The sequence below is a fragment of the Caenimonas sedimenti genome (assembly GCF_007833165.1).
Taxonomy (GTDB): Bacteria; Pseudomonadota; Gammaproteobacteria; order Burkholderiales; family Burkholderiaceae_C; genus Ramlibacter; species Ramlibacter sedimenti.
The window spans coordinates 126177-146755 of the sequence record NZ_VOBQ01000003.1 but is presented as its reverse complement, the minus strand read 5'-3'; the positions used below and the strand labels follow the sequence as shown (position 1 = coordinate 146755).

21 protein-coding genes are annotated in these 20579 nt (G+C 66.4%); 14 read left to right on the top strand and 7 right to left on the bottom strand.

The genetic code is table 11. The features are described 5' to 3' along the window. Positions 1-14: 14 nt before the first annotated feature. From FN976_RS03885 to FN976_RS03870, 4 genes are all read right to left on the bottom strand, one after another. Positions 15-2150, bottom strand: a complete 2136-nt coding sequence (locus FN976_RS03885) for a sodium:solute symporter family protein (RefSeq protein ID WP_145891173.1) — start codon at positions 2148-2150, stop codon at positions 15-17. Positions 2151-2153: 3 nt separating this feature from the next. Then, complete coding sequence (locus FN976_RS03880; protein WP_145891171.1) at positions 2154-2411, bottom strand: DUF4212 domain-containing protein; 258 nt, start codon at positions 2409-2411, stop codon at positions 2154-2156. Between the two features lie 109 nt (positions 2412-2520). Continuing rightward, complete coding sequence (locus tag FN976_RS03875) at positions 2521-3096, bottom strand: tetratricopeptide repeat protein (protein ID WP_145891170.1); 576 nt, start codon at positions 3094-3096, stop codon at positions 2521-2523. Next, positions 3093-3377, bottom strand: coding sequence for a hypothetical protein (locus FN976_RS03870; protein ID WP_255440109.1), 285 nt, complete (start codon positions 3375-3377; stop codon positions 3093-3095). The genes FN976_RS03875 and FN976_RS03870 overlap by 4 nt, the downstream gene beginning before the upstream one ends. Positions 3378-3610: 233 nt before the next feature. Here FN976_RS03870 and FN976_RS03865 point away from each other — a divergent pair, with 233 nt between their 5' ends. Further along, on the top strand, positions 3611-4117 hold the full coding sequence (locus FN976_RS03865; RefSeq protein WP_145891166.1) for a hypothetical protein: 507 nt from the start codon (positions 3611-3613) through the stop codon (positions 4115-4117). Positions 4118-4124: 7 nt separating this feature from the next. Here FN976_RS03865 and FN976_RS03860 read toward each other — a convergent pair whose 3' ends face one another. Then, entirely contained in the window at positions 4125-6200 is a 2076-nt protein-coding gene (locus FN976_RS03860; RefSeq protein ID WP_145891164.1) for a VC_2705 family sodium/solute symporter, read from the bottom strand. 86 nt (positions 6201-6286) lie between these two features. Then, positions 6287-8680: a phosphoenolpyruvate synthase gene (gene ppsA / locus FN976_RS03855; protein WP_145891161.1), complete on the bottom strand. Its 2394-nt coding sequence runs from the start codon at positions 8678-8680 to the stop codon at positions 6287-6289. Positions 8681-8827: 147 nt separating this feature from the next. On the opposite strand from ppsA, the gene ppsR reads away from it, so the two are divergent. Then, on the top strand, positions 8828-9649 hold the full coding sequence (gene ppsR, locus FN976_RS03850; RefSeq protein ID WP_145891159.1) for a posphoenolpyruvate synthetase regulatory kinase/phosphorylase PpsR: 822 nt from the start codon (positions 8828-8830) through the stop codon (positions 9647-9649). A gap of 24 nt (positions 9650-9673) precedes the next feature. Here ppsR and FN976_RS03845 read toward each other — a convergent pair whose 3' ends face one another. Then, positions 9674-10081, bottom strand: a complete 408-nt coding sequence (locus FN976_RS03845; protein WP_186510742.1) for a hypothetical protein — start codon at positions 10079-10081, stop codon at positions 9674-9676. A gap of 154 nt (positions 10082-10235) precedes the next feature. Here FN976_RS03845 and ahpC point away from each other — a divergent pair, with 154 nt between their 5' ends. The 12 genes from ahpC (at position 10236) to hemP (ending at position 20572) form a co-directional block, all read left to right on the top strand. After that, positions 10236-10808: an alkyl hydroperoxide reductase subunit C gene (ahpC, locus tag FN976_RS03840; protein WP_145891155.1), complete on the top strand. Its 573-nt coding sequence runs from the start codon at positions 10236-10238 to the stop codon at positions 10806-10808. Positions 10809-10817: 9 nt separating this feature from the next. Then, a complete protein-coding gene (gene ahpF, locus FN976_RS03835; RefSeq protein ID WP_145891153.1) occupies positions 10818-12374 on the top strand; it encodes an alkyl hydroperoxide reductase subunit F in 1557 nt (518 codons plus the stop codon). Positions 12375-12493: 119 nt separating this feature from the next. Continuing rightward, positions 12494-12970 carry a bacterioferritin gene (bfr, locus tag FN976_RS03830; protein WP_145891151.1) on the top strand — a complete coding sequence of 159 codons (477 nt, stop codon included), beginning with the start codon at positions 12494-12496 and terminating at the stop codon, positions 12968-12970. Between the two features lie 97 nt (positions 12971-13067). Next, the gene (locus tag FN976_RS03825) at positions 13068-13841 is read left to right on the top strand and encodes a ferredoxin--NADP reductase (protein ID WP_145891149.1); all 774 of its coding nucleotides are present in this window, start codon (positions 13068-13070) and stop codon (positions 13839-13841) included. Positions 13842-14003: 162 nt separating this feature from the next. Further along, positions 14004-16337 carry a TonB-dependent receptor gene (locus FN976_RS03820; protein WP_349291336.1) on the top strand — a complete coding sequence of 778 codons (2334 nt, stop codon included), beginning with the start codon at positions 14004-14006 and terminating at the stop codon, positions 16335-16337. A 24-nt stretch (positions 16338-16361) separates the two neighbouring features. Further along, the gene (locus FN976_RS03815; protein ID WP_145891147.1) at positions 16362-17042 is read left to right on the top strand and encodes a Fe2+-dependent dioxygenase; all 681 of its coding nucleotides are present in this window, start codon (positions 16362-16364) and stop codon (positions 17040-17042) included. Then, entirely contained in the window at positions 17039-18112 is a 1074-nt protein-coding gene (locus tag FN976_RS03810; RefSeq protein WP_145891145.1) for an alpha-hydroxy acid oxidase, read from the top strand. The genes FN976_RS03815 and FN976_RS03810 overlap by 4 nt, the downstream gene beginning before the upstream one ends. Positions 18113-18189: 77 nt before the next feature. Beyond that, positions 18190-18456, top strand: a complete 267-nt coding sequence (locus FN976_RS03805; RefSeq protein ID WP_145891143.1) for a (2Fe-2S)-binding protein — start codon at positions 18190-18192, stop codon at positions 18454-18456. A 72-nt stretch (positions 18457-18528) separates the two neighbouring features. After that, complete coding sequence (locus FN976_RS03800) at positions 18529-19230, top strand: energy transducer TonB (protein WP_145891141.1); 702 nt, start codon at positions 18529-18531, stop codon at positions 19228-19230. Positions 19231-19240: 10 nt separating this feature from the next. After that, positions 19241-19954, top strand: coding sequence for a MotA/TolQ/ExbB proton channel family protein (locus FN976_RS03795; RefSeq protein ID WP_145891139.1), 714 nt, complete (start codon positions 19241-19243; stop codon positions 19952-19954). A gap of 1 nt (position 19955) precedes the next feature. After that, complete coding sequence (locus tag FN976_RS03790) at positions 19956-20369, top strand: ExbD/TolR family protein (RefSeq protein ID WP_145891137.1); 414 nt, start codon at positions 19956-19958, stop codon at positions 20367-20369. After that, complete coding sequence (gene hemP, locus FN976_RS03785; RefSeq protein ID WP_145891136.1) at positions 20366-20572, top strand: hemin uptake protein HemP; 207 nt, start codon at positions 20366-20368, stop codon at positions 20570-20572. Before FN976_RS03790 ends, hemP begins: the two co-directional genes overlap by 4 nt. Positions 20573-20579 lie beyond the last annotated feature (7 nt).

The window sequence follows — 20579 nt, the reverse complement described above, 5'->3', positions numbered from 1 at the left end:
GCGGGTTTCCCGCTCTAGACAGCGCGCGCGGCGGTTCCCCGGAGTTCGGGGTAACGCACGTGCTCGATGAGCTCCTGCGTCTTCTTGTCGGGCGCTGGCGTGACCAGGCTCACGAGGATGATGACCGCAAAGCCCAGCGGCACGCCGAAGACACCGGCGGAAATCGGCTGGATGCCCCACCACAGCTCCACCGGCGACGTCACGCCGAAGATGCCGCGCATCCACGGCTGCGTGGTCACCATGTAGTAGAACGTGATGCCCAGGCCGGCGACCATGCCCAACGAAGCCGCGATGCCGGTGGCGCGTTTCCAGAAGATCCCCAGCACCAGCGCCGGGAAGAACGCCGCCGCCGCGAAGGAGAACGCCGCCGAGACCAGGAACAGGATGTCGGCCGGTTTCTGGGCAGCCACGAACGCGGCCGCGAGGGCGACAACGAGCAGCAGCACCTTGGACAGCGTCACGCGCCGCGCCGTGGACGCGTTGGGATCGATCATCTTGTAGTACAGGTCATGGCTCAACGCGTTGGCGATCGTCAGCAGCAAGCCGTCCGCCGTGGAGAGCGCGGCAGCGAGACCGCCGGCAGCGACCAACCCGGAGACGACGTACGGCAGTCCGCCGATAGCCGGTGTCGCCAGCACGACGATGTCACCGCCGATGTTGATCTCACCGAACTGCAGGATGCCGTCCTTGTTCAGGTCGATCACCGAGAGCAGGGAGGCGTCCACCTTGTTCCACGCCGATATCCAGAATGGAAGCTTGTCGAACGAACTTCCCACCACCGTGCTGAAGATCTCGTACTTCACGAGGACCGCCAGGGCCGGTGCCGTGAAGTACAGCAGGAAGATGAAGAACAGCGACCAGGTCACCGAGCTGCGCGCCTCCTTGACGCTGGGCGTCGTGTAGTAGCGCATCAGGATGTGCGGCAAGGCCGCCGTGCCCACCATCAGGCAGAAGATCAGCGCGAGGAAGTTTCGCCGCGACGTGTCGTACGCCGTCTTGGCCGCCGCGTCGCCGTTCGGGTCCCCGGCGAAGATGGCTCCGTGGCGCGGCATGCCGCCTAGCGGTTTGTCCTTGGCGATCGCCGCGGTGCGGGCCGCCGTCCAGGCCTTCACGGCCGCCGCCTCGTCCTTGGGCACGGCGGCCAGTGCCTTTTTCGCCGCATCCACTTCGGAAGCCAACGCGTTGGCGGCGGTCAGATCGGCCACCTTCTTCTCGGCTGCCGCCTTGTCCGCGGCCAGCGCCGCGCCCGGGGCCTTCAGCTTTTCGCCCAGGGCCACCGCACGGTCCGCGTACACCTTGCGAACTTCGAGCTCCTTGGGGTCGGCGATCAGCTGGGCTTCCCTGGCGGTCACCTTCTCCAGCTGGTAGCCGTACACCAGCTGCGGAATGGGGACACTGGTCTGCTTGACGGAGAGCCAGATCACGGGGATCAGGTACGCGATGATCAGGATGATGTACTGCGCCACCTGGGTCCAGGTCACCGCGCGCATGCCACCCAGGAAGGAGCAGACCAGGATGCCGCCGAGGCCCAGGAAAATTCCGATCTCGAAACCCACGCCGGTGAGGCGGGTGGTGATCAGCCCGACGCCGTAGATCTGCGCCACCACGTAGGTGAAGGAACAGAGGATGGCCGCGAAGATGCCGATGAAGCGCGGGACGTTGCCGCCGTAGCGCTCACCCAGGAAGTCGGGGATGGTGAACTGCCCGAACTTGCGCAGGTACGGTGCGAGGAAAAGCGCCACCAGCACGTAGCCGCCCGTCCAGCCCATGATGAATGCCAGGCCGCTGTAGCCCGTCAGGTACAGGGTCCCCGCCATGCCGATGAACGACGCCGCGGACATCCAGTCGGCACCGGTGGCCATGCCGTTGTACAGCGCCGGCACCCGCCGGCCGGCGACGTAGTATTCCGCCGCGTCTGTGGTGCGGCTCATGACCCCGATCCCCGCGTAGAGGCCGATCGTGGCCAGCAGGAAAATGAAGCCGATCCAGTCGCGGTTCAGCCCCATCTGCTCGAGGATGGCCAGGACGATGACGAAGGCGATGAAGCCCCCGGTGTAGAAGCCGTAGACCTTGCCTAGCTGCTTCTTGAACGCGGCGTTGGAGGAGGCGTGGCCGGTGACGGCCCCTGTGGATGCGGATGCGTCAGCCATGATTCATTCCTCCTCGGCAACGCCGTATTCCTGGTCCAGCTTGTTCATGTAGTGCGCGTAGTACCAGATGATCAACACGTAGATCACCAGGGCTCCCTGCGCGCCCATCCAGAAGCTGAACGGCCAGCCAAAGAAATTGAAGTTCAGGTCGCGGGCGAAGTACCCGACGACGAACGTCACGACGAACCAGATCGCCAGCAGGATGCCGGTGATGCGAAGGTTCTTCTGCCAGTACTCCCGATGCCTGTCGGTCATCTGCATGACTTGTCTCCTTCCGGGCCTTGGGGGCCCTCTGCTCCACCTGTTGCCATGACAGCCCCCGCGGCTTGCGCCGCAGCCTGCAACCGGGCCGCTCCACTCAGGTGGCCGCTCAGCTGGCGTCTGGGACGGACAAGCCCGTCTCCCGGACCAGTTGGGCGGCCACTTTCGGCTCGAACCCTTGCAGGTGCCGGATGATCTTCCGGGCCTCCTCGGGTTCGTGCCGGTCCACATGAACACGCGCCAGCTGGTACCAGCCGTACGGGCTCATGGGTTGCAATTTCGTGTTGCGCTTCAGCGCGATGACGGCTTCGTCGAACCGCTGCAGGCGGATCAGCACCAGGCCCAAGCCGTACCAGGCGCGGTCCAGGTCGGGCGCCAGTTCGGTGGCGCGGCGAAACGCGGTTTCGGCCCGTCCGTACTCCTGGGCCTCTTCCAGCATGAATCCGTGGTTGTACCAGTGGCGCCCGTTGCCCGGCTCGACCTCGAGCAACCTGTCCATGCCCCTGAGCGCGGCGTCCCGGTTGCCCAGCTGCGCCTGCAGGTGGGCAATGCTCGCCAGCACGTACGGATCCCGCGGGAACTCGCCGCGCATCTGCTCGAACACCGCCAGCGCTTCCTGGCGGCGCGCGAAAACCAGCAGCGCCATCGCGCGCCACTTCAGACCCAGGTAACGCAGCCGGCTCATTTGCACAGGTGCACCCCGATGCTGACGCAGATGTCGATCTTGGTGATCGTCGCGATGATCCACACGAAGGAGAGCAGCAGGAAGGCGACGATCGGAACATGCCGGTCGATCACCACCCTGGGCGTGATGAACCGGGCGCCGGCCACCAGGGGACGGGTCACGACCTGGAAGATCTGGTAGAACAGATTGCGCTCACGCTGCGCGCCTGCCAGGAGGCCGAGCACCCACTGCCCGAACAGGGCCAGCAAGGCGACTTCGGCCAGCAACTTCACGATGTTCACGAATAAGAGCACATCGCTCCTTGTCTTTGTCTCCGCCACCCATGGTTTGCACAGCGACTTACGGTGCTCTTACAAGGCGGCCTTCCCATCGGCAAACCCCCATAGGGATTACCCGGCGAAATTTGCTGTTTCCCAACGTATTGCGAGCCAGGGCCTTCACGGCGCCGGGCAACAGCGCATACTTACGCTGAACTGACAGATGTACGTTGGGTAGAAGAAGAAGGAGGTCTCGCATGTTCGACAAGACAGCGACCTATCACAAGTCGGCAAGCGGCAGCGAAGCCATTGCCACGCGCAGCAGCGCACTGACGCCGAAGCTGCGATCCATGCTGATCCTGATCGATGGAAAAAGGGGCTTCGACGAGCTGGCCAAGCTGGGCTCGATTTTTGGCGACCCTGAACAGCAGATGGCCCAGCTCGCCGAGCTCGGCTTCATCGAACCCGTTGGGGGCACGGCAAGCCCAGGCAAGGCGCACCCTCCGGCAGCCGGAGGCAATGCCGGCGCATCGGCCGCCGCCCCCCAAGTGACCTTGCTCGAAGCCCAGCGTTATGCGGTGCGACGCCTGTCCGACCTGCTGGGCCCGGTCGCCGACGAACTGTGCCTGCGCATCGAACGAACCCGCAATCCGCAGGAGTTCCAGGTCGCGCTGCAACGCGCGGAGGCGATGTTGCGGCAGATCGGCGGCAGCGCCAAGGCGGCACAATTCGCCGCCGAGATGGAGAGCCGCCGCCCGGGTTAAGCAGGGCTCAGCGTTCCGGCACTGCGCCGCCATGCAACTGGCGTGCGAGCAAGCTCACCACCAGCGTCACCACCAGACCCACGGCGACGCCGAACACCCCTGCCGACGCGGGCAGGATGCCGAACCACAAGGTCTGGGACCCCGCGAGCCGGAACAGCGCCCGGACGCTGGCCGCGTTCATCAGCATGTAGGCGACCGTGACACCCAGGCCGGCGAGCATGCCGGCCACGGCGCCCGCCCTGGTGGCGCGCGGCCAGAAGATGCCCAGCAGCATCGCCGGGAAGAAGGCCGAGGCGGCCAATGAAAACGACGCCGCCACGAGTGGCAGGATGTCCGCAGGCTTCAGCGAGGCCACCAGGGCGGCCATCAGCGCGACGCCCAGCAGCGCGAACTTGGACAGGATGACGCGCTGCTCGGGCGTCGAGGGATGGGCGGCGTCGTGGCTGTAGATGTCGCGCACGATCGCGTTGCTGATGGTGAGCAGCAGGCCGTCGGCGGTGGACAAGGCGGCGGCCAGCCCACCCGCGGCGACCAGGCCCGACACCACGTACGGCATGCCCCCGATTTCCGGCGTGGCCAGCATGATGATGTCCGCGCCCAGCCGGATCTCGCCGAACTGCACGATTCCGTCGCCGTTGACGTCGCTCACTGAAAGCAGGGATGGATCCACCTTGCCCCACTGCACGATCCAGGTCGGCAGGTTGTCGAAGCTGCTGCCCACCAGGCTCTGCATCACCTCGAACTTCACCAGGACGGCGAGCGCCGGGACACTCAGGTACAGCAGCACGATGAAGAACAGCGCCCAGGCCACGGAGTACCGCGACTCGGCCACGGTCGGGGTGGTGTAGAACCGGGTCAACAGGTGCGGCAGGCCCGCCGTGCCGACCATCAGGCAGAACACCAGCGCCAGGAAATTCAAGCGTGACGCGGAGAATGCCGCGCGTTCCTCGGGCGTCCCGCCGGCGTCACCCGCGAACGGACGTCCGTGCGGCGCCAGCCCGCCCAGCGGCTTGGCGCGTTCCAGGCTCTCGTCCATCGCGCGGGTCCAGAGCTCGCGCGCGCCCGCCACGTCGCGCGGGAGCGCCGCCAACTCACGGTTGGCCGCGACGATGCGGCTCGAATCGGCGTTCTGCTGCTTCAGCTGGCGGATCCTTTCCTGCGCCGCGGCGCGTTCGCGCCGCAACGAGGATTCCGGCTCGGCGAGCCAGGCCCGGTACTGGTCCGCCCGCCGCAGGAATTCGGTCTGCACCTGCTTTTCCTGCGGGGAGTCGATCAGCGCCTTCTCCAGTTCCCCGATCTTGCGCAGCTGCTCCCCATAGACCAGCGGCGCCAGCGGATTGCCCAGCTGCTTGTAGGCGAGCCAGGACACCGGGATCAGGAAGGCCAGCAGCAGCACGACGTATTGCGCGACTTGCGTCCAGGTGATGGCACGCATGCCGCCGAGAAACGAACAAAGGAGGACGCCGCCCAGTCCGAGCAGGATGCCGATCTCGAACTGCACGCCGGTGAGGCGTGAAGCGATCAGGCCGATCCCGTAGATCTGCGCGACGACATAGGTGAAGGAGCACAGGATGGCCGCCAGCGCGGCGATGATCCGCGGCCAGCGGCCACCGTAGCGGTGCTGGAAGTAGTCGGGCACCGTGTACAGCTTCAGGCCGCGCAGGTAGGGCGCCACCAGCAGGGCCACCAGGCAGAAGCCGCCCGTCCATCCCAGCACGAAGGCCAGGCCGCCGGGCTGCGCACCCAGGCCGGAAAAGCCCTGCAGGTAGAGGCCTCCCGCGAGGCTGATGAACGAGGCCGCGCTCATCCAGTCGGCGGCCGCCGCCATGCCGTTGTAGAAGGGCGGGATGCGCCGGCCGGCGACGTAGTACTCCTCGGCGTCGGTCGTGCGGCCATAGATGCCGATGGCCGCGTAGATCATCACCGTGGAGAACAGGAAGATGGGGCCCAGCCAGTAGCGCGACAGGCCGTTCTGCTCGGCCCACGCCAGCACGCCCAGCACTGCGCACAACCCCACGACGTATTGCGTGAGGATGCGCGCCAGCCGGGCCTTGTACGCGGCGTAGTCCTGGTTCGCGGCCATCTCTTCCTTGCAGGGCAGTGGCGGATGATCCCATCGGCCGCGCGCGCGGCCCTAGAGGGTATCCGCCAGTGCGGGGCTTGCCGCGCCTAGCCGCGCGCGAGCTGCTGCCAGGTGGCGATGACGCTGTCGGGGTTGAGCGAGATGGAGGAGATGCCCTCGTCGGCCAGCCACTGCGCGAAGTCCGGGTGGTCGCTCGGGCCCTGCCCGCAGATGCCCACGTACTTGCCGCTGGCCTTGCACGCGGTGATGGCGCTCAGGAGCATGGCCTTCACCGCCGGGTCGCGCTCGTCGAAATCGGCGGCCAGCAGCTCCAGACCGGAGTCCCGGTCCAGGCCCAGCGTGAGCTGGGTGAGGTCGTTCGAGCCGATCGAGAACCCATCGAAGAACTCGAGGAACTGCGCCGCCAGGATCGCGTTGCTGGGGATCTCGCACATCATGATCAGCTGCAGGCCGTCCTGCCCGCGTTTCAGGCCCTGCGCCGCCAGCAGCTGCGTGACCCGGTCGGCCTGGCCGAGCGTGCGCACGAAGGGCACCATCACCTGGACGTTCGTGAGGCCCATGTCGTCGCGCACGCGCTTGAGCGCCTCGCATTCCATCGCGAACGCCTCACGGAACTCCTCGCTGACATAGCGGGCCGCGCCGCGGAACCCCAGCATGGGGTTCTCTTCCTCCGGCTCGTAGCGGCTGCCGCCGATGAGCTTGCGGTATTCGTTGCTCTTGAAGTCGGACAGCCGGACGATCACCGGCTTGGGCCAGAAAGCCGCGGCGATGGTGGCGATGCCTTCGGCCACCTTGTCGACGTAGAAAGCGCGCGGCGAGGCATGCCCGCGCGCGACCGATTCGACGGCTTTCTTCAGGTCCGGCGCGACATTCGGATAGTCGAGGATGGCCTTCGGATGCACCCCGATGTTGTTGTTGATGATGAATTCCAGCCGCGCCAGTCCCACGCCGTCGTTGGGCAGCTGGGCGAAATCGAAGGCCAGCTGCGGGTTGCCCACGTTCATCATGATCTTGGTCTTGATGGGCGGCATCGCGCCGCGCTGGACCTCGGTCACTTCGGTCTCGAGCAGGCCGTCGTAGATGAAGCCTGTGTCGCCCTCGGCACAGCTCACGGTGACCAGGGTCCCGTCTTTCAGCAACTCGGTGGCGTTGCCGCAGCCCACGACCGCGGGGATGCCCAGCTCGCGCGCAATGATGGCCGCGTGGCAGGTGCGGCCGCCACGGTTGGTGACGATGGCGCTCGCGCGCTTCATCACCGGCTCCCAGTTCGGGTCGGTCATGTCGGTGACGAGCACGTCGCCGGCCTGCACCTTGTCCATCTCGGAAATGCTGTGCACCAGGCGTACCGGGCCCGTGCCGACCTTCTGCCCGATCGCACGGCCTTCGGCCAGGACGGTGCCCTTGCCCTTGAGCTTGTAGCGCAGCTCGGCCTTGCCCTGCTGCTGGCTCTTCACCGTCTCGGGGCGCGCCTGCAGGATGTAGAGCTGGCCATCGGTGCCGTCCTTGCCCCATTCGATGTCCATCGGGCGGCCATAGTGCTTCTCGATGACCAGCGCATAGCGCGCGAGCGCCTCGACGTCCTCCGTCGTGAGCGAATAGCGGTTGCGCTGCTCCAGCGGCACGTCGACGGTCTGCACCAGCTTGCCGGTCTTCGCCTTCTCGTCGGCGGACGCGAACACCATCTGGATCAGCTTGGAGCCGAGGTTGCGGCGGATCACCGCACGCTTGCCGGCCTCCAGCATCGGCTTGTGGACGTAGAACTCGTCCGGGTTGACGGCGCCCTGGACGACGGTCTCACCAAGGCCATAGCTGGACGTGATGAAGACCACCTGGTCGAAGCCCGACTCGGTGTCGATGGTGAACATCACGCCCGCGGCGCCGAGGTCCGAGCGCACCATGCGCTGAACGCCCGCCGACAGCGCGACGTCGGCGTGGGCGAAACCCTTGTGGACGCGGTAGCTGATCGCGCGGTCGTTGTAGAGCGAGGCGAACACTTCCTTCATCTTGTGCAGGACGTCTTCGATGCCCACCACGTTGAGGAAGGTCTCCTGCTGGCCGGCGAAGGAGGCGTCGGGAAGGTCCTCGGCCGTGGCCGAGGAGCGCACCGCGAAACTTGCTTGCGGGTTCCCTGCGCTCAGCTTCGCGAACGCCATGGCGATGGCCTCCTGCAGGTCGGCGGGAAAAGGTTGCGCTTCGATCCAGCCGCGGATCTCGGCACCGGCGGCGGCGAGCGCGCGCACGTCCTCGGTGTCGAGGGTCTTCAAGCGGGTGTCGATGCGCTCGGCCAGCCCGGCGTGGGCCAGGAACTGGCGGAAAGCGTGCGCGGTGGTCGCGAAGCCCGTGGGCACGCGCACACCCTGGGGCAGTTGGGAGATCATCTCGCCGAGGCTGGCGTTCTTGCCGCCAACCGCCTCGACGTCGGTCATTCTCAGGTTTTCAAACGGTACGACCAGGGCGGTCGGGCTGAAAAGGGCAGACATGGGAAAACTCCAGAAAGTGAAACCGGGTCTGCGCTCCAGCGCGCCGCGCCCTGCCCCGCCGGCAGGCTTTTTGGTTGTTCGAATCGATGTCTGCGGGGCATGGCGCGTGAAATTCGGATAATTGGCGCGATTGTAGGCCCCACCACCATGCACACCCGAACGGTTTTCTTCGTCTCCGACGGCACCGGCATCACCGCCGAAACGTTCGGCAACGCCATCCTGGCCCAGTTCGAATTCAAGCCGCGGCACGTGCGCCTGCCCTTCATCGACTCGGTCGACAAGGCGCACCAGGTCGTGCGCCAGGTCAACCACACGGCCGAGGTCGAAGGGCGCAAGCCGGTGGTCTTTACGACCCTCGTGAACGTGGAAGTGCTGCAGGTGATCGAGGAAGGCTGCAAGGCGATGCTGCTCGACATGTTCGGCACGTTCGTGCGGCCGCTCGAGATCGAGCTCGGCATGAAGTCGAGCCATCGGGTGGGACGCTTCGCGGACGTCAGCAAGAGCCAGGAGTACCACGACCGCATCGAAGCCATCAACTACAGCCTGGCGCACGACGACGGGCAGTCGAACCGTGACCTCGAGCAGGCCGACGTCATCCTCGTCGGCGTGTCGCGCAGCGGCAAGACCCCGACTTCGCTCTACCTGGCCATGCAGCACGGCCTGAAGGCGGCCAACTACCCGTTGATCCCGGAAGACTTCGAACGCCGCCAGTTGCCCGCGGCGTTGACCGCGCAGCGACAGAAGATCTTCGGGCTGTCGATCCTGCCGGAACGGCTGTGCGAGATCCGCAACGAACGGCGGCCGAACTCGAAGTACGCCTCACTCGAGAACTGCCGCATGGAAGTGGCCGAGGCCGAGGCGATGATGCGGCGCGAAGGCATTCGCTGGCTCTCGACGACCACGAAGTCGATCGAGGAAATCGCCACGACGATCCTGCAGGAGATCCGGCCGGAGCGGCTCGAGTACTAGTGGTCCGGGCGGGCGCCTCGGCCGTCAGGCTTCGCTGGCGATGGTCCAGCAGTGCCGGCACTTGCTGCAGCAAACATCCGTTGCATCCGCGCGCGTGCCCACCACCTTGAAGCGGCCATATTCGCCGCAACTTCCGCAGTTAGCCTGGTTGGCCACATCCTCGGCGCGCGTCAGCAGGAAGAGATAGCGCCGCAGGGCCCAGAGCCCGATGGCCGCGCAGAGCAATACCAAGATGACGTTCATCGCCCGGTCCCCCTCGGAGGCGCCCCGCATCGCCTCGAAGCTGCCGAGCAGCCCCACGGTGCACAGCACCGTCAGGACCATGTGCGCATGGCTGCTCAGCAGCTCGCGCTCATACCACTTGCGGAACCCCACCCGTTCGATCCCGACGGCCAGCGCATGGTTGAGCGGATTGGTGGACTTGGAGGGCACGCCCCATCTTCGCAAATGCCGAGCCAACGCGCTTGCCAGCCAGTAACGGATAGGAAAAACCAATCCAATGAATTGGGTCAATGAATTGGAATAATTCTCATCTACGCCTTAATCTACCCCCTGTCGCCAACAAACGAACCACAAAGGAAGTCAAATGTCCCTCATCAACACCCAAATCCCCGAGTTCACCGCCACCGCCTACCATCAAGGCAAGTTCGTCCCCGTCACGCAGGACAACTTCAAGGGCAAGTGGTCCGTCGTCGTGTTCTACCCGGCCGACTTCACCTTCGTCTGCCCGACCGAGCTGGGCGACCTGGCCGACCACTACGCCGAATTCCAGAAGCTGGGCGTGGAGATCTATGGCGTGTCCACCGACACCCACTTCACCCACAAGGCCTGGCACGACACGTCGGACACCATCAAGAAGGTCCAGTACCCGCTGGTCGGCGACCCCAGCCACCAGCTGGCGCGCTTCTTCCAGGTGCTGATCACCGAAGGCGAAGACACCGGCCTGGCCTTGCGCGGCACCTTCGTGATCGATCCGGACGGCCGCATCAAGACCATCGAAGTGCACGACAACGGCATCGGCCGTGACGCCACCGAAACGCTGCGCCGCGTCCGCGCCGCGCAGTACATCGCCGCGCACCCGGGTGAAGTGTGCCCGGCCAAGTGGGAAGAAGGCGCCAAGACCTTGACGCCCTCGCTCGACCTGGTCGGAAAGATCTGAGGTAGCGCAATGCTCGACGCCAGCCTCAAGGCCCAACTGGCCAGCTACCTGGAGCGCATCTCGCAGCCGGTGGAAATTGCGGCGGCGCTCGACGACACCCCCGCGTCCGGCGAGATGCGGGCCTTGCTGAAGGACATCGGGGAGTGTTCCCCGCTGATCCGCATCAGCGAGACCGAAGGCGGCGTGCACCGCACGCCTTCCTTCTCGATCAACCGCCCCGGTGAGAACCACGGCCCCCGCTTCGCGGGCCTGCCGATGGGGCATGAATTCACATCGCTCGTGCTGGCCCTGCTGCAGGTGGGCGGCTATCCGCCCAAGGTCGAGCAGGCGCTGCTCGAGCAGATCCGCGCGCTCGAAGGTGACTTCGAGTTCGAGGTCTACGTCTCGCTCACCTGCCACAACTGCCCGGACGTCGTGCAGGCCCTGAACCTGATGGCGGTGCAGAACCCGCGCATCAAGGCCACGATGATCGAAGGCGGCCTGTTCCAGGACGAGATCCGCGAGCGCCAGATCATGGGCGTGCCCACGGTGTTCCTGAACGGCACGATGTTCGGCACCGGGCGCATGAGCCTGGAGGAGATCGTCGCCAAGATCGACACCGGCGCCGTCGCCCGTGAAGCCGAGAAGCTCGCGGCCAAGGACCCCTTCGACGTGCTCATCGTCGGCGGCGGGCCCGCAGGCGCGGCGGCAGCCGTTTATGCGGCGCGCAAAGGCATCCGCACCGGGATCGCTTCCGAGCGTTTCGGCGGACAGGTGCTGGACACGCTCGGCATCGAGAACTTCGTCTCGGTGAAGGAAACCGAGGGGCCCAAGTTTGCGCTGGCCCTCGAGGAGCACGTGCGCCACTACGACGTCGACATCATGAACCTGCAGCGCGCGAAGGCGCTGGAGTCCGAGGACGGCCTGATCAAGGTCGAGCTGGAAAGCGGCGCTTCGCTCAAGGCGAAAACCGTCATCCTGTCCACGGGTGCGCGCTGGCGCAACATCAATGTGCCCGGCGAGAAGGAGTTCAAGAACAAGGGCGTGGCGTATTGCCCTCATTGCGACGGGCCGCTCTTCAAGGGCAAGCGCGTGGCGGTCATCGGCGGGGGCAACTCCGGCGTGGAAGCGGCGATCGACCTCGCGGGCATCGTCGCCCACGTCACCCTGGTCGAATTCGACACCAAGCTGCGCGCCGACGAGGTGTTGCAGCGCAAGCTGCGCAGCCTGCCGAACGTCACGGTGGTCATGAATGCGCAGACCACGGCCATCACCGGGAAGGACAAGGTCGACGGCCTCACCTACAAGGATCGGGCGAGCGGCGAGGAACAACGGGTGGACCTGGAAGGCGTCTTCGTGCAGATCGGACTGGTGCCGAATACCGAATGGCTGAAGGGCACAGTGGAGCTGTCGCGCTACGGCGAAATCGTGGTGGACGCGAAGGGCCAGACTTCGGTCCCGGGCGTCTTCGCGGCCGGCGACGCGACCACGACGCCGTTCAAGCAGATCATCATCGCCGCCGGAGATGGCGCCAAGGCCGCGCTCGGTGCGTTCGACCACCTGATCCGCAGCAGCGCACCCGCCTAGCCCGGCTCCGGAACGCGAACACTTCTCACACGCAGGCACACCGCCTGCGTGGGGAGACTGCCCATGGACTGCATCGATTGCGCAACAATCCGGGACACCAGCCATCCGGAGAAGAAAAAATGCAAGGCGATCCCCTCGTCATCAAGCACCTGCAAGCCCAGCTCAAGAACGAGCTGACGGCCACCAACCAGTACTTCCTGCACTACCGCATCCTCAAGCACTGGGGGTTTTCGCGCCTGGCAAAGAAGGAGTACGAGGAATCCATCGGCGAGATGAAGCACGCCGACAAGCTGATGGAACGCATCCTGTTCCTCGACGCCCTGCCGAACCTGCAGGACCTCGGCAAACTGATGGTCGGCGAGAACGTGCCGGAGATCCTCGACTGCGACCTGAAGAGCGAGCGCGGCGCGCAGGCCGCCGTGAAGGACGGCATCGCCCATTGCGAATCCGTGCGTGATTACATCTCGCGCGAGATCCTGGAGCGCATCCTCGAGGACACCGAGGAGCACATCGACTGGCTCGAGACGCAGATCGACCTGGTGGCCAAGGTGGGGCTGCAGAACTACCTGCAAAGCCAGATGGAAGAGGCGAGCTGACGCAAGCCCGCTGCAGTTCCGAGAAGCCGGCCACGCGCCGGCTTTTTCATGTGCAGTCAGAATCACGGTCCGTCTCCATCCGCCTGCCATCCCTGCCATGAGCGCCTTCCAGACCGAACGCGTGCTGACCGTCCATCACTGGACGGACCAGCTTTTCTCCTTCACCACGACGCGCGACACCGCTTTCCGCTTCATCAACGGCCAGTTCACGATGATCGGCCTGCCGGTCAACGGCAAGCCCCTTTTGCGCGCGTACAGCATTGCCAGCGCCAACCATGAGGAGATGCTGGAGTTCTTCAGCATCAAGGTGCCCGAAGGGCCACTCACGTCGCGGCTGCAGCACCTGAAGCCCGGCGACGACCTGATCGTGGGCCGCAAGCCCACGGGCACCCTGCTGCTGCAGAACCTGCTGCCCGGCAAGACGCTGTGGCTGCTGGCCACCGGCACCGGGCTCGCGCCTTTCCTGTCGCTGATCAAGGACCCGGACACCTACGAGCGCTTCGAGCACGTCGCCATCGTGCACGGCTGCCGCACCCAGGCCGAACTCGCCTACCGGCAGCTGTTCGAGCACGAACTGCACGAGCACGAGTACCTGGGCGAGTACGTGAAGAAGCAGCTCCTGTACTACCCCACCGTCACCCGCGAGAAATTCCGCAACGAGGGCCGCATCACGGAGCTGATGGCGTCCGGCAAGCTGTATACGGACCTGAGCCTCCCCGCGCCGTCGCTGCAGGACGACCGATTCATGGTGTGCGGCAGCCCCGCCATGCTGCGCGACCTGAAGACGCAGCTCGAAGCCTCGGGCTTCACCGAGGGCAACATGCAGCACGCGGGACATTTCGTGATCGAGCGGGCCTTCGCCGAACGCTGACTGGCACCCCAGTCCGACGCAAATGAGATAGATTCGCATTTGCGTTACACTTGGTTCAGCAGTATTCGGCCAGCCAAGCCGCGGCTCTCCAGGGGCGGCGCCCAGCCAGCCCAATTTTTGGCCTGTTCCTGATGTGCACAGGCCTTCTTTTTGGAGGCTAACTTGGCAAAATCCGCTCGCTCCGGCCGCAAGGCCACTCGCCCGTCCGTCATCCGGACGACCACCCCCGCCACGTCCCCCCGTGCTCGCGGCGGTACCGGCTCCCAAGCCGCCATCCTGCCCCTCGGCGCGATGATGCTCGCCGCCTCCTTCGGCGGCTGGGCCCAGACCGCTCCCGCCGAAGGCCGCACCTTGCCGCAGGTGACCGTGAAGGAACGCGCCGAAGCACCCGAGGGCAAGGAAGCCCTGCGCGCCACCACCACCAACATCGGCAAGGGCACGCAGGAACTGCGGGACATCCCGCAGTCGATCACGGTGGTCACCGAAAAGCTGATGGACGACCGCAACCTCGACACGGTGAAGGACGCCCTGCGCCAGACCTCGGGCATCACCTTCCTGGCCGCGGAAGGCGGCGAGGAGGACATCCGGTTGCGCGGCTTCTCGCTGGCCGGCACCGGCGACATCTTCCTGGACGGCATGCGCGACCCGGCGTTCTACGACCGCGACACCTTCAACCTGGACCGCGTCGAACTGCTGCGCGGCTCCGCGTCGATGCTGTTCGGACGCGGCTCCACCGGCGGCGCCGTCAACCAGGTGAGCAAGGTGCCGCGGCTGATCAACCAGCATGAAGTGATCACGACGCTCAGCACCCATTCCTATGGCCGCGTCACGGGCGACTTCAACTTCCACACCGGCGAGAACGCGGCGTTGCGGCTCAACGCCATGGTCAACAAGGCCGACAACAACGGCGCGGGCAGCAGCATCGACAAGCACGGCCTCGCCGGCTCCTACCGTTGGGGCATCGGCACGGCCAACGAATTCATCGCCAGCTTTTACTACCTGGACAACGACAACGGCATGAACTACGGCTTGCCCTGGATCAAGCCGCGCGCCAGCGACACCAGTGCCGCCAACACCATCATCGGCAGCCTCGCCCCCGACGCCTACTACGGCATGGCGAGCGACTACAGCGCCGGCGGCGCCAAGGTCGCGAGCTTCGGCCATATCCACCGCTTCGGCGACGGCAGCGAGCTCAAGAGCCAGGTCCGTGCCGGCGACTTCAAGCGCGACCAGCGCGCCGCCACCATCCGCTTCGCCCCCGCCGCGCAGCAGCCCGGCGGCCAGGCCGTGGACCTGAGCAACTTCGGTCCGAACACCGTCTTCACCCGCGGCACGAACCTGAAGGTGCAGGACGTCGAGACCATCCACGCGCAAAGCGACCTGAGCACCAAGTTCCAGGCGTTCGGGTTCCGCCACGAACTGACGACCGGCATCGACGCCGCCCGCGAAGAGAAGAAGGTCTACGCCGCGCTGACGGCAGCGCAAGGCGGGCCCACGTTGGTGAAGCCGCCGACGCTGGCGGGCACGCCTGGCGACGGCGCGTCCATCGATGAAGGCCTCCGGGTGTTCCGGCCGGGCAACCAGTTCGTGTCCAAGGCATGGGGCATCTATGCGCAGGACCTGGTGCAGGTCGCGCCCCACTGGAAGCTGCTGGCCGGCCTGCGCTACGACAACCTGGATGGCGCCTATGACAGCTTCGCCGTCCCGGCCAATGCCACGAGCCCGGTGACCACGACCAGTTATCGCCAGCAGATCTCCGAGGTGAGCCACCGCCTCGGCGTCCTGTTCCAGCCCGACGCCTTCCGTTCCTTCCACTTCTCCTACGGCTCGTCGTTCAACACTTCGGGCGACACGTATTCGTACAACGCGCAGTCCGCCAACACACCGCCGGAGCAGAGCCGCAACTTCGAGATCGGCGCCAAGCTGGACACGTCCGACAAGCGCTTCACCACGCGGCTGGCGCTCTTCCATTCCACCAAGACCAACGAACGCAACACCGATCCGGACACGGCGGCGACCCGACTGCTGCTGTCCGGCAAGCGGCACAGTGCCGGCTTCGAGGTCGACGTCGTGGGACGCTTGACGCCGCGGTGGGAGATCTACGGCTCCTACACGTGGATGCCGATCGCCAAGGTGGACAAAGCCGCCTCGACGGCCACCACCGTGGGCAACCGCGAAGGCGACCGCCCCGGCCTGAGCCCCAGGCACAGCGGGACGGTCTGGACGACCTACCAGCTCACGCCCCAGTGGCGCGTCGGTGGCGGCTTGAATTTCCGCAGCAAGCAGGCCCCGGCCGACGTGACGGCGCCGGCCTGGGAAGCGCCCTCCTTCGTCACGGCGGACCTGATGGCGGAGTACACCGTGAACCAGATGTATTCCATCAAGGCCAACCTCACGAACGTGACGGACAAGCTGTATGGGGAGTCGCTCTATCGCGGCCATTACATCCCTGGGGCGGGACGCCTGTTCCAGGTTTCGCTGACCGCCCGGTTCTGACCGACAAGGAGCACAGCCGCCGCCATGCTCATCACCTTCCCGCTCCTCACGCCTGAGGAACTCCAGCAGGCCCGGCGCCTGCTGGCCGGCGCCTCCTGGTCCGACGGCCGCGCCAGCGCCGGCGACCAGGCCGCGCAGGCCAAGCGCAACGAGCAGCTTCCGGCGGACTGCGAGGCTTCACTGGCCTTGCAATCCCTCGTCACCGCCGCACTCGACCGATCGCCACGGTTCCTGGCTGCCGCGTTGCCTCGCAAGCTCTTTCCGCCGCGCTTCAATCGCTATCGCGGGGCCAGCAACCACTACGGACCGCACGTCGACAGTGCCGTGCGCTTCGCGGAGCATGGCGTGCGTGTGCGCACGGACCTGTCCTGCACCGTCTTCCTCAGCGCGCCGGAGAGCTATGACGGCGGCGAACTGGCGATCCATTCGCCGGGCGCTTCGCCCGAACGGGTGAAGCTGCCGGCGGGCCATGCCGTGCTCTACCCGGGCACGAGCGTGCACGAAGTGACGCCGGTGACGCGGGGCGAGCGCCTGGCCTCGTTCTTCTGGGTCGAAAGCATGGTGCGCCGCGACGACCAGCGCCGGCTGCTGCTGGAGCTCGACGATGCCCTGGTGGCCCTGCGCACCGAGCATGGCGAGAGCGCTGCCACGGTCGCTTTGACAGGGACGTATCACAACCTGCTGCGCATGTGGGCCGATACATGAGCCTCGTCCCCACCCTGACCGAACTGCCACCGGCCCGCAGCGCGGCGGCGTATGCCACCCATGCGCAGGCCCGCCTGGATGCGAATGCCTGGAACTACGTCGAAGCCTCCGCTGGCGATGGCCGGACCCGGCAGGCCAATCGCGACGCCTGGGACGCCATGACGCTCTGGCCGCGCGTCCTGCAGCCCCTGGGCGGCCTCGACTTGACGGTCGAGCTGCTCGGCCGGACTTGGCCGACGCCCCTCCTCGTGGCGCCGATGGCCCTGCAAAAACTGGTACACGCCGATGGCGAACTCGCCACGGTGCTCGCCGCTGCCGCCCAGGGCGTGGGGATGGTGCTGAGCACGCAGACGAGCATGCCCATGCAGCAGGTTTCGCAGGCCGTCCGCGACGACGTCACTCGGGGTCCGCTCTGGTTCCAGCTCTACATGCAGGGTGGCCGCGCCGCCACCCTGCGGCTGGTGCGGCAGGCAGAGGCCGCCGGCTACGAGGCGATTGTCCTCACGGTCGACGCCAGCTTCCGGGCTCCGCATGCCGCCTTTCGCCTCCCGGCGGGTGTCGCGGCGGTGCATCTGCCGCCGCCGGCGCACCATGATGCCGGCGGGCTGCTGGCAGCCGCTCCGACCTGGGACGACGTCGCCTGGCTGCTGTCGGAAACCACGCTGCCCTTGCTGTTGAAGGGCGTGCTGCATCCGGAAGACGCCCGAGAAGCGGTTCGCAGCGGTGTGCAGGGGCTCATCGTGTCCAACCACGGTGGTCGCAACCTGGACACCGCCATCGCGTCCGCCACCGCCTTGCGGGCCGTCGCCGATGCCGTCGGCGGCACCCTGCCGCTGCTGGTGGATGGTGGCCTGCAGCGGGGCACCGACGTGCTGAAGGCGCTCGCCCTTGGCGCCTCGGCCGTGCTCATCGGGCGCCCCGTCCTGCATGGGCTCGGCACGGCCGGCGCGGCCGGCGCCGCCCATGTACTGCGGCTGTTGCGCGACGAGCTGGCGATCGCCATGGCGCAATGCGGCATCCGGCGCCCGGCTGCCGCGTCGCGTGGACTGCTCGCTCCGGAAAGCCCTTGAAATCATCCAGTGATTGCAAATGCGAGCGATTCGCATTTATACTGGCGCCAGTCTCAACCTGCCAGCCAAACCGAACCATGATCGTCTGCGTCTGCCGCCGCGTCTCCGACCGCGAAATCGTCCGCCATGCGCGGGCGGGCATGAGTTTCGACGACATCCAGTTCGAGCTGGGTGTCGCCACGCAATGCGGCCAGTGCGAAAGCTGTGCCCGCGAAGTGATGGCCCAATGCAGCGCCCACCATCCCGTGGCCGCGCTGCACTACGACACCTCGGTGGTCCAGCTCGCTCCCAGCATCCGGGAAAGCGCCGCATGGCCCACCTCCTCGTCCTCGGCGCCGGCCTGATCCTCGTCCTGGGCGCCGCCTGGTGGGCGTTCTCTGACCGCCCCTGACGCGCACCGCACCGCCCCACGCGCCATGTCGGCCCTTTCTCCCTATCCTTCGCGGATGCCCCGCCTCTCCCGCAATGTCGTCATCGCCGGCGGCGTCGTGCTGTTCCACGTCGGCGCCCTCTGGGCGCTGCAGAGCGGCCTGCTGCGGCGCGCGGTCGAAGTCATCGTGCCGGTCGCGCTGCTGAGCGAGATCATCCAACCGCCCGAACCGAAGATCGAGCCGCTGCCTGTGCCCAAGCCACCGGAGCCGGTGCCGCAACCGGTCGTGAAGCGCAAGACCACGCCGACGCCACCGCCCGCGCCGCAACCGGTGGCGCTACCCGATCTGCCGCCGGCGCCGAATGCGCCGACCGGGGTCGTCGAACCGCAGCCGCCCCCGCCGCCCATGGCCGCGCCCGTCGCGGTGGCTCCAGCGCCGCCCGCCCCTCCTCCGCCACCCCCCAAGGTGGAAATGCCGTCGAGCGACGCCGATTACCTGCAGAACCCGAAGGCCACCTATCCGCCTGTGAGCAAGCGGCTGGGCGAGCAAGGCACCGTCATCGTGCGCGTGCTGATCGGCGCCGACGGTCTGCCGCGCAACGCGGAACTGAAGAAGTCGAGCGGCTTCGACCGGCTCGACAAGTCCGCACTCGAATACGTGATGAAGTGCCGCTACAAGCCCGGCACCGTCAACGGCGTCCCGCAAGCCATGTGGAAAGACGCTCCCGTCGCTTTCGTCCTGGAGTAACCAACAAGAAATGAACACCGAATTCGGCCTGATCAACCTCTGGAACCAGGGGGACTTCGTCTCCCGGGGCGTCGCCATCCTGCTGCTCGGCATGTCGCTCGCCTCGTGGATGGTGATCATCGTCAAGGCGCTCGACCTGCGGCGCTATGCGCAGCAGGCGCGCAGCATCGAGAGCTTCTGGCATGCCGCCGACTTCGCGGACGGGCTGAACAAGCTGGGCACCGATCCCGCCAATCCGTATCGCACGCTCGCCCTCGAAGGCCGCGAGGCCATCGCGCATCACAATGCGCAGCCTCAGCTGCACGATTCGCTCGACGCGAGCGAATGGCTCACCCGCACGATGCGCAACTCGATCGACGAGTCGACGGCCCGCCTGCAGTCGGGCCTGGCCATCCTGGCTTCCGTGGGTTCGACCGCCCCCTTCATCGGCCTGTTCGGCACGGTCTGGGGCATCTACCACGCCCTGCTCGCCATCGGGGTGTCCGGCCAATCGACGATCGACAAGGTGGCCGGTCCGATCGGCGAGGCGCTCATCATGACGGCGCTGGGCCTGGCGGTCGCCATTCCCGCGGTGCTGGGCTACAACGCGCTCGTCCGGGGCAACAAGAGCGTGCTGTTCAAGCTGAACCGCTTCGCCCACGACCTGCACGCCTACTTCGTGACAGGCTCGCGCGTTTCCAGCAGCGGGACGACCAAGGTCGTTCCCATGAAGAAGGGGGCCTGACATGGCTTTCGGCACGCAGGACGAGATCGACGACGTCATGAACGAGATCAACATGACGCCCCTGGTGGACGTGATGCTGGTCCTGCTCATCATCTTCATCATCACGGTGCCGGTCATGAAGCACTCGGTGGCCGTCGACCTGCCGCGTGCCAACAGCACGCCGCAGGACGCCAAGCCTGATTCCATCCGGCTGTCGGTGGACGCCACGGGCCAGTACTTCTGGAACGAGCAACCCCTGGCAGAAGCGGACCTGTTCGCACGGCTCGCCGCGGAAGGGCGGCGCGAGCCGCAGCCGGAACTGCACATCCGCGGCGACAAGGAAGCCCGCTACGACCGGGTGGCGCAAGCCCTGGCCGCGGCCCAGCGATCGGGCCTGCGCAAGATCGGATTCATCACGGAGCCGAAGCCCCAATGAACACCCCATCCGCCGGAATCAACCGTGGTCCGCAGGGCGCAGAGGCGCCGGCGGACGGCGCCTCCAAGGAGCTTGCCGCGCGCCAGCTGCCGATGCCCAGCGACCAGCTGCTGCGCGGCCGCCGCATCGTCGAGATCGCGCACAACGGCGAGGTCTATCGGCTGCAATCGACGCGGCTGGGCAAGCTGATCCTCACCAAGTAGCCGCCAC